The organism is Noviherbaspirillum sp., from assembly GCF_036846085.1.
Classification (GTDB): Bacteria; Pseudomonadota; Gammaproteobacteria; order Burkholderiales; family Burkholderiaceae_D; genus Noviherbaspirillum.
Window position 1 is genome coordinate 1 of record NZ_DAIUCO010000101.1, and the last position, 16,565, is coordinate 16,565.

Annotated in this window: 13 protein-coding genes; 4 read left to right on the forward strand and 9 right to left on the reverse strand. The window is 61.0% G+C overall.

The genetic code is table 11. From position 1 onward, the window contains the following. Together V7080_RS13140 and V7080_RS13145 are read right to left on the reverse strand one after the other, a co-directional pair. On the reverse strand, positions 1-540 hold a 540-nt coding region (locus V7080_RS13140; RefSeq protein ID WP_334188842.1), incomplete at its 3' end, for an MCP four helix bundle domain-containing protein. Positions 541-712: 172 nt separating this feature from the next. Next, on the reverse strand, positions 713-1,879 hold the full coding sequence (locus tag V7080_RS13145) for a mandelate racemase/muconate lactonizing enzyme family protein (protein WP_334188843.1): 1,167 nt from the start codon (positions 1,877-1,879) through the stop codon (positions 713-715). 111 nt (positions 1,880-1,990) lie between these two features. Between V7080_RS13145 and V7080_RS13150 the strand changes: the two genes are divergently transcribed. Continuing rightward, positions 1,991-2,887: a LysR family transcriptional regulator gene (locus V7080_RS13150; RefSeq protein ID WP_334188844.1), complete on the forward strand. Its 897-nt coding sequence runs from the start codon at positions 1,991-1,993 to the stop codon at positions 2,885-2,887. A gap of 350 nt (positions 2,888-3,237) precedes the next feature. Here V7080_RS13150 and V7080_RS13155 read toward each other — a convergent pair whose 3' ends face one another. Both V7080_RS13155 and V7080_RS13160 read right to left on the reverse strand, forming a co-directional pair. Next, entirely contained in the window at positions 3,238-4,425 is a 1,188-nt protein-coding gene (locus V7080_RS13155; RefSeq protein WP_334188845.1) for an extracellular catalytic domain type 1 short-chain-length polyhydroxyalkanoate depolymerase, read from the reverse strand. Positions 4,426-4,437: 12 nt separating this feature from the next. Then, positions 4,438-4,854: a CopG family transcriptional regulator gene (locus V7080_RS13160; RefSeq protein ID WP_334188846.1), complete on the reverse strand. Its 417-nt coding sequence runs from the start codon at positions 4,852-4,854 to the stop codon at positions 4,438-4,440. Between the two features lie 205 nt (positions 4,855-5,059). Here V7080_RS13160 and V7080_RS13165 point away from each other — a divergent pair, with 205 nt between their 5' ends. Then, positions 5,060-5,974, forward strand: a complete 915-nt coding sequence (locus tag V7080_RS13165; RefSeq protein ID WP_334188847.1) for a YihY/virulence factor BrkB family protein — start codon at positions 5,060-5,062, stop codon at positions 5,972-5,974. Here the strand turns inward: V7080_RS13165 and V7080_RS13170 are convergent. Beyond that, positions 5,962-7,590, reverse strand: a complete 1,629-nt coding sequence (locus tag V7080_RS13170) for an HD domain-containing phosphohydrolase (RefSeq protein ID WP_334188848.1) — start codon at positions 7,588-7,590, stop codon at positions 5,962-5,964. The two genes, V7080_RS13165 and V7080_RS13170, sit on opposite strands and share 13 nt — an antisense overlap. Before the next feature lie 27 nt (positions 7,591-7,617). Continuing rightward, complete coding sequence (locus V7080_RS13175) at positions 7,618-8,385, reverse strand: 3',5'-cyclic-nucleotide phosphodiesterase (RefSeq protein ID WP_334188849.1); 768 nt, start codon at positions 8,383-8,385, stop codon at positions 7,618-7,620. Between the two features lie 434 nt (positions 8,386-8,819). Here V7080_RS13175 and V7080_RS13180 point away from each other — a divergent pair, with 434 nt between their 5' ends. After that, positions 8,820-11,204 (forward strand): GspE/PulE family protein, encoded by a 2,385-nt coding sequence (locus V7080_RS13180; protein ID WP_334188850.1) that lies wholly within the window; start codon positions 8,820-8,822, stop codon positions 11,202-11,204. Positions 11,205-11,511: 307 nt separating this feature from the next. Continuing rightward, complete coding sequence (locus tag V7080_RS13185; RefSeq protein WP_334188851.1) at positions 11,512-14,589, forward strand: bifunctional diguanylate cyclase/phosphodiesterase; 3,078 nt, start codon at positions 11,512-11,514, stop codon at positions 14,587-14,589. A gap of 33 nt (positions 14,590-14,622) precedes the next feature. Here V7080_RS13185 and V7080_RS13190 read toward each other — a convergent pair whose 3' ends face one another. The 3 genes from V7080_RS13190 to V7080_RS13200 all read right to left on the reverse strand — a co-directional run. Next, complete coding sequence (locus tag V7080_RS13190) at positions 14,623-15,246, reverse strand: DUF938 domain-containing protein (RefSeq protein WP_334188852.1); 624 nt, start codon at positions 15,244-15,246, stop codon at positions 14,623-14,625. Positions 15,247-15,290: 44 nt separating this feature from the next. Then, a complete protein-coding gene (locus tag V7080_RS13195; protein ID WP_334188853.1) occupies positions 15,291-15,587 on the reverse strand; it encodes an FmdB family zinc ribbon protein in 297 nt (98 codons plus the stop codon). Between the two features lie 62 nt (positions 15,588-15,649). Beyond that, a partial coding sequence (locus V7080_RS13200) for an acetamidase/formamidase family protein (RefSeq protein ID WP_334188854.1) occupies positions 15,650-16,565 on the reverse strand: 916 nt, incomplete at its 5' end.

The window sequence follows — 16,565 nt, forward strand, 5'->3', positions numbered from 1 at the left end:
TTCCAGCAAGCCGTCGATGGCTGCCTGCTGCAGATTGACCAGCTTGTCGATCTCGGCAATCGCTTTCTGGTTCAGCGGGTCGATCTGGGAAGAGATCAGCTTGCCCGCCGCTTCATTGCTGTAACTCTTCACCAGTTCCATGGCCTCCTTGAGCGGCGCGTCGGTTTGCGCGTTCAGGCTGACGATACTGGCGACGATAGCCTTTTCGGCATCGCCCAGCCCGAGGTCGGTCAGCTTCTTCTGCGCTTCCAGGAACTTGGCCCGCTGCTGCTGGAACTTCTCTTCTTCCTTCAGCATGCTCGGGGTGGTGTATTGCAGTCCGACGTTGCGCGCCGCGATTCCGCCTTCCAGCACGGCGCTGCGCATCAGGCCGGCCTGCACCGCCTTGGCATTGGCATGGCGCAGGCCCTGGTTTTGCGCATCGCGCGCATTCGCGCTGATCAGGATATCGGCCGCCAGAACGCAGACGACCATCAAAAGAATAATTCCAAAACCGATGCCCAACCGGGCACCGATTTTCACGGCACGCAGATGCGTCATGCTGTCTCCTCTGTCTATTTTTGCCCCGCGATGCGGCGCTTTTGCTGTTGGCAAACAGAAGGATGCTTACCAAACGGTTTATCTCAGCATGACTATACGACAGGAATGTTGAATTAGAGCAACAATATTGACTTAGTGAAAGCAGCAGCAACAGCCTGCAGCGAAAAAATTATCAGGAGGACAATTCCCGCATCACGCTATACAGGTTGGACTTCCCTTCGAAGCCGATGCCCGGCAGGTCCGGCATCGTGATGTGGCCGTTGTCGACCTGTACGCCATCCGGAAAGCCGCCGAACGGCTGGAACAGGTCCGGGTAGGATTCATTGCCGCCCAGCCCCAGACCGGCGGCGATGTTCAGCGACATCTGGTGGCCGCCGTGCGGGATGCAGCGGCTGGCGGACCAGCCATGCTGGCGCAGCATTTCCAGCGTGCGCAGGTATTCGACCAGGCCATAGCTGAGCGCGCAATCGAATTGCAGCCAGTCGCGGTCCGGCCGCATGCCGCCGTAGCGGATCAGGTTGCGCGCGTCCTGCATCGAGAACAGATTCTCGCCGGTCGCCATCGGGTTCTCGTAGTAGTTCCGCAGCATCGCCTGCAACTCGAAATCGAGCGGATCGCCGGCTTCCTCGTACCAGAACAGGTCGTACTGTGACAAGGCCTTCGCGTAGGCAATCGCGGTATCCATGTCGAAGCGCCCGTTGGCGTCCACGCACAGTTTCTGTCCGTCCTGCAGCACGCTCATGATCGCATCGATGCGGCGCAGGTCTTCATCCAGCGATGCGCCGCCGATCTTTTTCTTCACCACCGTATAGCCGCGGTCGATGTAACTGCGCATTTCATTCTTCAGCGCTTCCAGGTCCTGCCCCGGATGGTAATAGCCGCCTGCGGCATATACGAACACCTTGCGCTGCGGCTTGCCGTCGCCGTAGCGGTCGGCCAGCAGCTGGAACAGTGGCTTGCCTTCGATCTTGGCGACCGCATCCCACACCGCCATGTCAATCGTGCCGACCGCCACCGAACGCTCTCCATGACCGCCGGGCTTTTCATTCGTCATCATGCAGTCCCAGATCCGGTGCGGATCAAGATTGTTGCCGTCGGTGCTCAGCAGCGATTGCGGGCTCGCCTCCATGATGCGAGGAATAAAGCGCTCGCGCATCAGGTTGCCCTGACCGTAACGGCCATTGGAATTGAACCCGTAGCCGACCACAGGCTTGCCGTCCCGCACCACGTCGGTGATCACCGCCACCAAACTCAGCGTCATCTTGCTGAAGTCGATATAGGCGTTCCGGATGGAGGAACTGATGGGAAGGGTTTTTTCACGGATCTCGACGATTTTCATAATCTTTCCTTGTGGCGTTACGGTTCGGGATGAACGCATATGGAGGTTCACAGCTTACGCAATCCGGGCATGTCTATAATTCACCATAACGACATGGATTCTTAACCTGAAGTGAAAAATACCTCTCCTTCCGAACTCGAGTTTTTCGTCCTGCTTGCCCGCCACGCCAGCCTGTCGGCAACCGCCCGCGAACTCGACATCACACCGCCCGCCGTGACCAAGCGTCTCGCCCGACTGGAACAACGCCTCGGCGTGCGGCTGGTCAATCGCACCACCCGCAAGGTCAGCCTCACCAGCGAGGGGGAAATGTACCTGTCGCACGCCTCCCGCATCCTGGCGGAAATCGGGCAGATGGAAGAACTGGTGTCCAGCAGCGGCGCCGCGCCGCGGGGACTGCTGCGGGTCAACGCTACCCTCGGCTTCGGCCGCACGACCATCGCACCGCTCATCTCGGCCTTCGCCCGGCTGCATCCCGACGTGGACGTGCAACTGCAACTGACCGACCGCCCTATCGACCTGGTCGAAGAAGCATTCGACCTCGGCATCCGTTTCGGCGAACTCCCGGACAGCAGGCTCAACGCCCGCCGCATCATGCCCAACCGGCGCTTCCTGTGCGCGTCACCCGCCTACCTGAAACGTTTCGGTCATCCGGCCACCCTTGCCGACCTCGCACGGCACCACTGCATCGTGCACCGGCAGAACAACGATCCGGGCGCGGTATGGCGCCTGATGAAGGGACGAAAAACGGAAACGGTGAAGGTCGGCGGGCAGTTGTCGAGCAACGACGGCGATGTGGTGCTGAACTGGGCCCTGGATGGGCATGGCATCCTGATGCGCTCCGAATGGGACCTGGCGAAATACCTGGAAAGTGGAAGGCTGCAGGTCGTGCTGCCGGACTACAAGATCGCACCGGCGGATTTGTTCGCGTTTTATCCCAGCCAGCGGAATCTGTCGGTGAGAGTGCGGGTATTTATCGATTTTCTGGCGGAAAGTTTTGGGGGGAAGTGAATGTGCGATCGCAGAATATGAGGAAGTTCGGCATAACGGATGTAGCGCCGGCACGGCAGAATCAGGTGCTGGCGTCCTGTACGACAATCAGATTCCCGGTTTTGTCATACGCCGGCAAATGCATTTCACCATGGGATCATCGTAACCCCGCACAACGCCCGGGCTGCGTTACACGGTTAGCCGGGAAAATCCAATGCGGCCGCGATAGCGCGGTGTCGGTCTATCGCCGTCCTCGCAAGCCGGGGCTATTCAGATAAACGATCAAGATGGCGCTTGGCGCCATCTTGATCACACTCCATTAACGGACGTATCTCTCTGCTCGAGCCGCACCTGCGGCCCTTTGCCCCATCCTATTGGGACGAGCGGGACTGCGCCAGGAAAAACCGCACCATCTCCCGCGACGCATCCGGCCCTTTCGGATCGGTGTACGACCCGGTCTTCTTTCCGCCCGCCCAGGCATGTCCCGCGCCATGGACCGTCCAGTGCTCGGCAATCGTCCTGCCGTCCGCATCCTGGCGTCGTGCCACGGTATAGCTCCTGCCCTGCGGCGACTTGGCCTTTTCCACCGTCGCTTTGGAAGCCTCGGCCGCTTCGCCAAGGCACTGCGCGATCACCTGTTCGCCATTACGTTTGTTGACGGTGCTGTCGCGGTCGCCGTGGAAGACGATGACCGGAACGGGCTTGCCGGACTTGATGCCGGCAGGCGCCTGCGCGCCGCTCTTCATTGCGGCAAAGGCGCTCGGTACGTCATGCGCACTGCCGAGCGGCAAACCGGAATGCACGCCGATCGCGGTGTACAGGTCGGGATAGGCCGCACCCATCACGACCGCCATCGCGCCGCCGGCGGACAGGCCGGTGACATATACCTTGCCGCCGTCAACCTTGTAGTCACGGATGATCTCGCGGGTGATGTCGGCGATGATGGATGGCTCGCCGGCGTCGCGGCGCTGGTCCTTGGACTGGAACCAGTTCCAGCAGTTCGAGCCGTTGGCCGACTGCACCTGCCCCGGATACGCAACCATGAAACCATGCTCTTCCGCCAAGGCATTCATATTGGTGCCCCTGGCGAAATCGTCGGGATTCTGCTTGCAGCCGTGCAGCATGACGATCAGCGGCAGCGGCTCGCCTTTGTAGCCGCTCGGCACATACAGCTTGTATTTGCGGGTACCCGCGGCATTGGTGCAGGAGCGGGACAGGAATTGCCCGGGCAGCGCCGGATCGGTGCTGACTTCCTCCACATCTTCCACATCCTGCATGACGCCGCGCCACCCGCCCTTCGCGCCGGCACGGAAGCGCTTCAGCATGTCGGCGGCCGCGGCTTTGTGCGATGCCATGTCGGGCATCGGGTTGATGTCGTGCAGATTGGCGAACTGCGGCGCAGCTGCGGATTGCGGTGCATCTGCGGATTGCGGTGCATCCGCGTCGGGCATTCCCTGCAGGGCGCGCTGAATCGCCTCGGTGGCGGCCATCGGGCCGGCGGTTTGGAGCAATTGGGTGGCTTCGCGCAGTTTCGCAAACATGTTGTCGTCGAGTTTCATATCATTCCTTGATTAAAAAGTACGCCCGGCCAAAGCGGCCTTGACGGCTGGGCTGGCGTGCAACGCACCCAGCACCGTGACGGATTCGATGGCGGCGAGCGCCAGTTCCGGTGTGACATCGGCGGCGATGGTGGCCAGGCCGAGCACTTGTATATGTAATTTCTGTCCCGCGTCCCGCACCGCCTCCAGATCGGCGCGGGAATAATGCTGCAGGCCCAGCACGAGGCTCTTGCGAGCCACGGTCTGCCTGACGACGTCCGCATGGGCTTGCAACTGGTTGCGGATGGCGGTGCGGATCAGGTCTGTGCGGTTGGAATAGAAGCCTTCCTGGACAAGCAGGTCGATCTGACCCAGATCGATCATGCCGAGGTTGATCGTGATCTTCTCGGTATCGCTTGCTTTCACCACTGCATTTTGATGTGTTGCCATGATTTCCCTTTCCACTAAGCGCCATCCATAAACCATCTGATTACCATCCATATGGATGGTTCAATGCGATTTGCAAGAGTTGAGGATGTATTTTTATTTAATTTCCCAACTGCATCGGCTTTACATGCCGTCGTATATGCGTGAAACCGAACTCCCGCGTCCGCCGGTGGTCTTTATTAATAACTGGACAAGTTTTTTATAGCCAATGGATCAGGCAACGACCAAACCGACGACACCGAAAACTTTCCTGCAGCGCCTGCGCGCACTACTCGTCGGGACCGTCACTTCATGGTTTGAGGACCGGGCGGCCAGCAAGGGGGCGGCACTTGCCTATTACACCCTGTTCTCGCTGGCACCCTTGCTGGTGATCGTGATCGCGATCGCCGGCGCCGTGTTCGGACGGGAAGCGGCACGCGGCGCACTGTTCAAGGAATTGAATGGATTGGTGGGGCCGACCGGCGCCGAGGCGATCCAGCTTCTGCTGGCGAATGCGCGCGATACGGATACCGGCCTGCTGGCCGGGGCGATCGCGATCGGCGTGCTGCTGGTGGGCGCAACCACCGCGTTCGGCGAGCTGAAGGACAGCCTGGACGAGATATGGCATGTGCCGCCCGTCAATAAATCAGGCTTCATCCTGTTCCTGCGCACCCGCCTGCTGTCGGTCGGGCTGATCATGGTGCTGGTGTTCCTGCTGCTCGTGTCGCTGACGATCAGCGCGGCGCTGGCAATGCTGCAGAGTTATTGGGGCCGCTACTGGAGCGACCTGGCCTACATCCTGCAACCGGTATCGTCCGCAGTGTCGTTCATTATCATCGCCAGCCTGTTCGCCGCCATCTACAAGCTGCTGCCGCAGATCAAGCTGCCGTGGCGGGATGTCCTGATCGGCGCGGTGGGGACCGCGGCGCTATTCCTGCTCGGCAAGAATGCGATTGGGGCCTATCTCGGCAACAACGCGCTGGCCAATACGCAGGGTGCGGCCGGTTCGGTGATCGCGCTGCTGCTGTGGGTGTATTACTCGGCGCAGATTTTCTTCCTCGGCGCCGAGTTCACACGGCATTACGCCCTCCTCTTCGGCAGCCTGCGCGATTCACCGGAACATGCGCATGTTCACGGCACATAGCCGGGTATGGTGCTGACGTCGACCTCGTCGATCTGCTCGGGGTCCATGAAGCGGCGCGCATAGTCGAGATAGACCTTGCTGCGCACGAAGATGTCGAAGAGATCCGGGTCGATGTGATTACGCTCCCGGAAACCGCCGAGAATACGCAGCGATTCGCTCAGCGTCTTTCCCTTCTTGTAGGGCCTGTCCTTCGCGGTCAGCGCCTCGAAGATATCGGCGATCGCCATGATGCGCGCCTGCACCGACATCTGGTCGGCGCGCAGCCCGCGCGGATAACCTTTGCCGTCCATGCGCTCATGGTGGCCGCCGGCATACTCCGGCACGTTCTGCAGGTGCTTCGGCCACGGCAATGATTCGAGCATGCGGATGGTGACGTCGATATGGCGGTTGATCACCTCGCGCTCCTGCATGTTCAGCGTACCGGCGCGTATCGTCAGGTTCTCGGTCTCTTCGTCGTCGAGCAGATTGCGCTCCACGCCGTCCGGCCCCTTCCACCGGTACTGAGCGATCCGCCGTACCCGCTCCTGGTCCTCCGGCTTCATGCCTTCGTTGCCGATATTGGCGCGGCGCAGGAAATCGCGGTCCTCATCCAGGCGGGCCAACTCCCGCTCCAGCTCACGCTCGATCTCCACGTCGCGCAAGGGATCGCTCTTCACCGCATAGCGCTTGCGCAAGGCACGCAATTCGGCATCGCGCTTGAGCACCTCGAACCGCGTGTCCACCAGGTGAATGCGATCACAGATCGTTTCCAGTTTGGTCGCCTTTTCCACCACATGGACCGGGGTGGCGATCTTGCCGCAATCATGCAGCAGGCCGGCCAGCCAAAGCTCGTGACGGTCGGCATCGGTCATGGTGAATCCGGCCATCGGCCCGGTGTTCGCCTTGTGCACGGCTTCGGCCAGCATCATGGTCAGCTCGGGCACCAGTTCGCAGTGCCTGCCGGTGTGCGGGGATTTTTCGCCGATGCCGATATTGATCAGCTTGACGAAGGATTCAAACAGGTTCTCGAGGCGGCCGATCAGTTCCTGGTGGGCGATGGCGATGGCCGCCTGCGACGCGAGCGCCTCGATGAAACGCTGGTCCGTTTCGGAAAAGGAACGCGTCTTTCGGGTTGCCGGGTCCTTGGCGTTGATGAGTTGCAGCACGCCGATCAGCTCGCCGTCGTGATCACGCATCGGCACCGTCAGGAAGGACTCGGAGTGGTAGTCGTACAGCTCGTCGAACTGCCGCATGCCCGAGAAGTTGAACATGTCGGCTTTATAGACGTCCTGGATGTTGACCGACGTGCCGGTATTGGCGGCATAAGCGGCGACGGCGGAGAGGTCCTTGTCGCCCAGCGGGGTAAACAGCGGCAGGTCCGGGATATCGATCGGCTGGCCGCTCACGCCGCCCTGGTACAGGCCGAGCGTGTCGTTCATCGAGATATGGAAACGCAGGCTCCTGCGGTCGGGCGTGGTCCGGTAGAGCGTGCCGCCGTCGGCATGGGTCATGCTCTTGGCGGCCAGTACGATGCGCTCCAGCAGCAGGCCGACATTGCTGTTGGCGCTGAGCTCGACGCTCAACTCCGTCAGCCGTTCCAGTCGTTGTGCGATTTCAGCGGGGGTCAGTTGCGTCACGGCCGTATCTCCGAATGCGCCGGCGTGTCAGAACAGGAATATGTCGCCGGTCTTGAGCGCCGTGAACGGACGGTCCACCCCGGCGGCCTGCAGTTCTTCCATGATCTGGTTTTCCTGTCCCGGCTTCAGATGGTAGATCAGGAATTCGATCGAATGCGACATCGCGTGGATGTCGGCGATCAGCGATTGCGGGCAGAAGTGCATCGACTTGTCGGCCAGCTCGCACTCAGCATTCGGAAATGAACAATCGACGATGACCTTGCGAAGCCTGCTGTCGCCGGCCAGAGCGTTCCAGAGCGCAGGCGTCGAGCTCATATCGCCGGAAAACAGCACGCCGGCAGTGCCGTTGTGCGCATGATAGGCAACCGAACCGCGGGTGTGATTGACCGGATAGGAGGTGATGTGCCGGCCCTTGATTTCGATGGTCGCGCCCGGCTTGAACGGTGCCCATTGCAGCACCGGATCGTCGGCGCTCGGTATGGTCGAAAAGTCGGGCCACAGGACCCAGTTGAAGAGGTGCTTCCTGAGCCCGGAGATCACATCCTCGGAAGCGTGGACGGTAACCGGGCCTACCCGCTTGCCGCGAACGGCATCGACCAGGAGGGCAAGACCGGCAACGTGGTCGAGGTGGGCGTGAGTGATGAAGATATGGTCGATTCCGACCAGGCGTTCGATATCCAGATTGGTGATGCCGGTGCCGGCATCGAGAAGAATGTCGTTGTCCAGCCACAGGCAGGTGGTGAATCTCTGGTGGCCGCCGATGCCGCCGGCGCACCCTAATACTTCCAGCTTCATCTCGCAGCGTCCAATGTGAAGTGCGCAATGCGCCGCACAGGAAACGACGCCAATGACGCATATTCGGTGGATACCGGATACACGGTGTCCACTGAATATGCGGTGCGACGCGCGTGCGCACGCACAAATGAAGGTACGGCCATCTTATCCTCTCCCTGAGGGGTTTTTCGGAGATTGTAGTCGGAATCTGTAACGCTGCGTTGTTTATGTCATCGCAATCTCACCATTGCCGCCCTATACAAAAACGAAGCGTTGATTGATGCTACATTTTTGCAACGCGATTTATAATCGACTTCGATTTAAGGTCCGATTTCGTGCTCGATGGCCTTGGACTTCATGCTTTTAAATGGGATTTTCACGCCGTTCCCTCCCCGCCAATCCGGCGATCCGGTGCCAGGCCGATTTGGCCGGACCGATGACAAATGGACAATGATATGAGCGCAGTTGTTGGTACACAGCCCGGAACGCAGCCGAACACGGCGGGCAAGGACGACATCGACCTTCGGCTGAATTTCTTCAAGAAGCTGCAGTCGGTCACCAACAAGATCCATGCGACCAGCAATGTCGATGAAATCATGCTCGACCTGTCGCAGGACATCTGCGACCTGTTCAACTGCGATCGGCTCACCATCTATGGCGTGGTCGACGAAAAAACCGCCATCGCCTCGAAGGTCAAGACCGGCCTCAATTCCTTCAGCCAGTTAAAGTTGCCGATTTCGGACAAGAGCGTCGCCGGTTACGTCGCGCTTACCCGCAAGACCCTGAACATCCGGGATGTCTACGATGAAGCGGAGCTGCGCGCGCATTCACCCGAGCTGCGCTTCCTTCGCGAGGTCGACAAGCGTACCGGATACCGCACCAAGCAGATGCTGGTCGCACCCTTCATCGACGAACGCGCCGACGAACTCTTGGGTGCGGTCCAGCTCATCAACAGCGCCGACGGCAAACCGTTCTCGCCGGTCGTGGAAGACGCACTCAAGGAATTGTGCAAGACGCTGGCCATCGCTTATACGCAACGGCTCAAGCCGCAAACGGTGATCCGTTCGAAGTACGATCACCTGGTTGCCGATGCAGTGCTGTCGGCGGCCGAGATGGATCTGGCAACGCGTTCAGCCCGACGCAAGAATGAAGATATCGAAGCCGTGCTGGTCGACGAATTCCAGGTGACCCTGCCGGCGATCGGCCATGCATTGGGGCGGTTCTTCAACGTGCCCTATGAGCCGTTCAAGCCGAACCGCGTCAAGCCTGCCGATCTGCTTCGCAACCTGCGACGCGAGTTTATCGAGGAGAACCAGTGGCTGCCGATCGAGGAAGGCAAGGAATCGATCACGATCCTTTCCACCGATCCCGAGCAGGCGAAAAGCGCGCGGATGATCAGCAGCATCTTCCCGAAGGCGAAGCTGAATTATTGCGTCACCACCATCAGCGAATTCAAAAAGACGGTCGACCAGTTTTATGGCGTGGCGCATGACTCCGGCTCGGTCAATGAACTGCTGTCGGGCATGGAAGACAGCGACGACGACGGCGTCGAGCTTTCCGACGCCGATATCTCGGCGGCTGCGGAGAATGAACTGGTCAAGCTGGTCAACAAGATCATCATGGATGCCCATCGCCAGGGCGCGTCCGATATCCATATCGAGCCTAGGCCAGGCAAGGAAAAAACAGTCATCCGCTTCCGCAAGGACGGATCGCTGGAGCCGTACATCGAAATTCCCGCCAGCTACCGCACTGCCCTGTCTGCCCGCATCAAGATCATGTGCGAACTCGACATATCGGAGCGGCGCAAACCGCAGGACGGCAAGATCAAGTTCAAGAAGTATGGCCCGCTCGATATCGAGCTGCGGGTAGCGACGATTCCGTCAGCCGGCGGCGTTGAAGACATCGTGATGCGTATCCTGTCGGCCGGCGAGCCGATCCCGCTCGAAAAGCTTGGCGTGCTGCCGCACAACCTGGAACGCTTGAAGGGGGCGGTCAGCAAGCCGTATGGCCTGTTTTTCGTCTGCGGCCCGACCGGGTCCGGAAAGACCACCACGCTGCATTCGGTATTGAAATATTTGAATACCTCCGAAACCAAGATCTGGACGGCGGAAGACCCGGTCGAGATTACGCAGAAGGGCCTGCGCCAGGTACAGGTCAACCGCAAGAGCGGACTCGATTTCGCGACCGCGATGCGCGCCTTCCTGCGTGCCGATCCCGACATCATCATGGTCGGCGAGATGCGCGACAAGGAAACCGTATCGATGGGCGTCGAGGCGTCGCTGACCGGCCACCTGGTGTTTTCCACCCTGCATACGAACAGCGCGCCGGAATCGGTGGTGCGCCTGCTGGACATGGGCATGGACCCGTTCAACTTCGCCGATGCCCTGCTCGGCGTGCTGGCGCAGCGGCTGGCCAAGCGCCTGTGCACCAACTGCAAGCTCGCTTATGAACCGTCGGCCGAGGAGATACAGCTTCTGCTGGCCGAATATTGCGAGGAATTGCGCAACACCACGGCGTTCGTCGACGACCAGCAGGCCGGGCAGCAGGCCGTGCTCGAGAACTGGCGCAAGAATTACGGCGACGGCAAGGGCAGTTTCAAGCTGTACAAGGCGGTCGGATGCGACCAGTGCAGCGGCGGCTACAAGGGACGGGTCGGCCTGCATGAGCTGATGCTCGGCACCGACAAGCTCAAGCGGCTGATCCAGGAGCACAGCCGTGTCGCGGTGATCCTGGCGGCGGCACTCGAAGACGGCATGCTGACGCTGAAGATGGATGGCATTGAAAAAGTGCTTTCCGGCATTACCGACGTCAAGCAGGTACGGGCCGTCTGCATCAAGTAGCGCGCCCGGCCCGCACCAATCCGCCGGCAATGCCGCCGGCCCCACGCACCATTTCCGGGCAAATAAGCCACGGCCGGTAAGACGGCCGTGGCACAACCAGCCGTTCGGCACGCCTTCCATTGCCTTCCTTTCAACCTTTGGCAATGATCGCCTTGCGGAATGCTGTTGCGATCCGCTTCTATTGACCCGCTTCAAATGCCAGCCGTGTCGAAGTGGCATATTGAACTATTCAAAACGTTCATCATTCCCATGTTCAGCGTCGTCAGCCTGGAAGGCGAATCGGATGGGGTTGCTCAGCAAATGTTTCATGCCGGTCGCGCATTCGCCAGCGCACAGCGCCTTCGGTGGTGTTTCGACCATCGCCCGGGCCGCGCTGCTGGGAGTCGCTTTTTACCTGACTGCCTGGCTTTCCAGGCTGTTTGCGTTATCGCCTGACGACATCAGCCCCTTGTGGCTGCCGTCGGCGGTTGCGTTGTGCGGCGTCCTGCTGTGGGGAGCGCGTATGGCGCCGGCAATTTGCATCGCGGCGACGCTGGTCGCGTGGCATATCGGCCTGCCCTTTGCAATCGCGTTTGCGATCGGGATCGGCAATAGCCTGCAGAGTGTCGTCGCGGCAATGCTGATCCAGCGCGTGGCCAGCCTCCAGCCGGATATCGCGGATACCACCGGTGCCTTCAAGTTTGCCGCGATTGCCGCTTTCGCCGGCGCGCTTGCCGCCCTGATCGGCACAGGCGCTCTGCATCTGGGCGACCGCCTGCCTGACGATCGGGTAGCCATCACCTGGCTGACCTGGTGGCTGGGCGACACAACCGGCATGCTGATCGCCGTGCCCCTGATATTGGCATGGAGCCTGCGCTGCAACGTTAGGTGGAAAGTCCATCGGCTGATCGAGATCGCGGCGTTCGCACTGCTGCTGCCCGGCATTTCCCATATCGCGTTCAGCGGCATCTTCGGGCCCCTGCCGCTCGCCTACCTGCCCGTACCGCTGATCATCTGGGCAGCGTTCCGTTTCAACCTGGCAACTATTTCCTGGACCACCGCGGTGATTTGCATCGTTGCGTCATGGAATACGGCAAGAGGCCGTGGGCCTTTCGCCCTGGACAATCCCGACACTTCACTACTGCTGTTGGTGCTGTACACCAATATCGTTGCCGTTCTCGGTTTGACGCTGGCCGGGCTGGTGCAGCACCAGCGGACCAGCCGCAACAAGCTGCGTCATGAACAGGAACAGCTCGAGCAGAGGATTGCCGAGCGGACCAGGGAGCTGACCATCGATATCGAGCACCGCAAGAAGATCGAGCGGGCCCTCGCCGGACGGGAACGCCAGCTGGCCGAGGCGCAGCGGCTGACCCGCATGGGCAGCTGGAACTGGGACCTGGGAACCAACCGGATCACCTGGTCGGATGAGCTGTACCGTATCTACGGTGTCGATCGTCATACATTTGCGCTTAATCCCGACAACTGCCGCGCCCGTATCCATCAAGACGACGTTCCATTGTTGCGCGAGATCACGAAGTCGAGCAGGGATACAGGCGCGCCCTTCCATGCCGAACACCGGATCGTACTGCCTTCCGGGGAAATCAAGGTCGTGTCGGCCCACGGCTACGTGCAAAAGGACCACCACGGCAAGGCAATCAGCATCTTCGGCACAACCCAGGACATTACGGAGGCCACACAGGCGCAGACGGCGTTGCGGGAGGCCGAAGAGCGCTACCGGCTGGTGGTGGAGCTCTGTCCCGACGCCATCATGGTGGTGCAGCACGGCATTATCAGCTTCGCCAATCCGGCTGCCGCGGCACTCCTTCAGGCCGCCAGTACCAGCCAGGTGGTCGGCAAGCCGGTAATGGACCTGATTCCGGACAGCCACCATGCCATCGTCGGCGAACGGCTCGGCGGCCTGGCTCGGGGCGAACCGATTGCGCCGATGGAGCAACCCTTCATCCGGATGGACGGCACGCTGGTGGAAACCGACGTCCACGTATCGTCCTTCATGCACAAGGGCAGCTTTGCCGTGCTGCTGATCCTGCGCGACATCACGGAACGCAAGAAAGCCGCCGAACGCATGGCCTACCTTGCGCATTTCGACTCCCTGACCGGCCTGCCCAACCGGGCGCTGTTTCACCAGCGGCTCGATCATGCGCTCAGCCTGGCGGAGCGCCCGGGCAATTCGCTCGAAATCCTGTTCCTGGACCTCGACCGATTCAAGAACATCAACGACACGCTCGGCCATGCGGTCGGCGACATCGTGCTGAAGGAAACCGCGCAACGGCTGCAGAGCATCCTGCGCGAGTCGGATACGGTTGCGCGGCTGGGTGGCGACGAGTTCGTGGTGCTGGTCGAGAACGCCGACGAATGGCACAGCGGCGGGACCATCGCCCAGAAGATCATGACGGCGATGGAGCCGCCTTTCCTGCGCGACAGGACGCCGCTGAACATCTCCACCAGCATCGGCATCAGCCGGTTTCCGACCGACGGCACCGATGCCGAGACGCTGCTGAAAAAAGCCGATATCGCGATGTACCGCGCCAAGGAAACCGGGCGCAGCGCCTATCGTTACTTCTCCACCGAGATGAACGAACATATGGCCGAGCGCCTGATGATGGAATATGCCCTCAGCCATGCGATCCGCGAGAATCAGCTCGCCCTGCAATACCAGCCGAAAATCGATGTGCTGTCCGGCCGTGTGACCGGGATGGAAGCGCTGCTGCGCTGGCAGCATCCAAGCATGGGATGGGTGTCACCGGCCACCTTCATTCCGCTGGCGGAGGAGACCGGCCTGATCAACCTGATCGGAAACTGGGCGATACGCCATGCATGCCTGCAAAACAAGAAGTGGCAGGAAGCCACCGGACACCGGTTGAGGGTTGCCGTCAACCTGTCGCCGCGCCAGCTGTCGGACGAGCACCTGATCGACAATATCCGGACCATCCTCGAAGAAACCGGGCTGGATGCCGGCTGCCTGGAACTGGAAATCACCGAGAATGCGGTGATGGCCAATCCGGAAAAAGCGGTGACATTGCTGCAGACCCTGCGCGGCATGGGTGTGAGTGTCGTCATCGACGACTTCGGCGTCGGCTACTCGTCGCTCGCCTACCTGAAGCGCTTCCCGATTCACGCAGTGAAAATCGACCGCTCCTTCGTACAGGGCGTTACCAGCAATGCCGGCGATGCCGCGATCACCAAGGCGATCATCAGCCTTGCGCACAGCCTCGAATGCAGCGTGACCGCGGAAGGCGCGGAGACGTCGCAGCAGGTCGACTTTCTGCGCGAGCATGCCTGCGACGCCATCCAGGGATATTTCTACAGCGAACCGCTCAGCGTCGACATGTTCGGCGACCTGCTGCATGCGCAGTACCGGACGCGCGCCGACGTTCGCCTGCACTGATCCGGGTCGTGGCCGCCCGTCGTCTGAAGACGCTCAGCCCGGCCCCGATGAAGAAGGCCCGAAACGTTGCCATACCAGCAGCCGGTTGTTCGCCGGCATCGCATGGTTCGCCTGCAGCATGAGTCCCTGCTCCGCCGCCAGTTCCAGCACCGCTTCGACATCCCGTATGCCCATGTGCGGTGCCGCATCCTTCAGCGCCGAGTCGAACTGCTCGTCAGTGTGACCGCTGAATCTGCCGTTTTCCTTGAACGGACCGTAAATGCACAGGACGCCGCCGGGAACCAGCACCCGGCCGATGCCGGCGAACATGCCACCGACCTGATGCCACGCCATGATGTGGCAGGTATTGGCGGTGAAAACGCCGTCATAGACCTCGTTCACCTGCGACCAGCGCTGCCGGCCGGCATCGAGCCACAGCGGCGGCAATACGTTGGGCAGCGCCGCTTCCCGCAGCCATGCCAGGATGCCGGGATGGTTGTCCGGCAGGTCGCTGGTCTGCCAGGTCAGGTGCGGCAGATGCTCGCCGAAATACACCGCATGCTGCCCGGTGCCACTGCCGATTTCCAGCACCCGCCGGCTGCCGGCGAAGGCCTGTTTCAGGATCGCGAGGATTGGCGCCCGGTTGCGTTCGCAGGCGGCGGAAAAAGGTTTGTTCATCACGTTTCCTTCCCATTCGGAAGACGTGAGGATAGCAGCGGAAATCAGGTATCGCAGATACTGCAGTTGAAACCCTTGCAATTATGCAAAACGCTGCTCCTGCCTGCCTTCGCATGCGATCCCGGTCCGGTCGCGCCCATGCCGGCCAGTTGTTCGGCCAGGTTGCGCGGCTTCCAGGTTTCGATGGAACGCAATGCCACCCTGCCAGCGCTGACTGCCGGCGCGGCGGCCGTCAGCGTGCGGCAGTACGGGCATTCGGTCGGTTTGTGCAAACGGCTGACAGGCAGCATCTTCTCAAACGTGCCCGCGCAATGGCTGCAGTGGATGTCGTATAGCGGCATAGTGACCCTCAATCGAAAAACATGCGCAGGATGCGCGCGACGCACCCTGCTTCCACAGGTGATTACTTCCGGCCCCAGTACGCCTTGTCGTTCAGCATGCCCTTCGGCGTGATGTCCTGATCGAAGATCGACGTCGGAATCGACACGGTGCAGGCGCAGTTCGGGATATCGACGATGCCGCCGATGCGCCCTTCGACCGGCGCGGCGGTCAGCAGCATGTAGGCCTGCGGGCCGGTCAGGCCGAAATGCGTCAGATAGTCGATCGCCTTCAGGCATGCCTGGCGATAGGCGACGGTGGCATCCATGTAGTAGTTCTTGCCGTTCTCGACGCTGATGCCTTCGAAAGTAAGCCATTGCTCGTAATGCGGCTTGACGATGCTGGGCATGAAGATCGGCGCGGTGATGTTGTACTTCGCCATGCCGCCCTTGATGAGGTCGAAGCCGACATGGGTGGCGCCGTCCATCTCGATCGCGCCGCAGAAGCCGATCTCGCCGTCGCCCTGCGAGAAGTGCAGGTCTCCCATCGAGAAGCCGGCGCCTTTCACATACACCGGGAAGAAGATGCGGGTGCCGGCCGACAGGTCCTTGATGTCGGTATTGCCGCCATGCTCGCGCGGCGGGACCGTGCGCGCCGCTTCCTTCGCCATGCGGTCGAACTCGGCGCCGCGCACGCCGCGCAATACGGCGGTGCTCGGCTCGGGCGGCTTGGCGAGGCCCATCTTCGCCAGCGGCGCTTCACGGCGGTTCCATTCCGCCAGCAATTCCTGCGACGGCAGGCACCCCATCAGGCCGGGATGGGTCAGGCCGGCGATGCGCACGCCGGGAATGTGGCGCGAGGTCGCGTACAGGCCTTTCAGGTCCCAGATCGCCTTGGCAGCATCGGGGAAGTAGTCGGCGAGGAAACCGCCGCCGTTGGACTTGGCGAACACGCCGGAGAAGCCGACCGGCGTGATCGGCTTGATGTCGAGCAGGTCGATC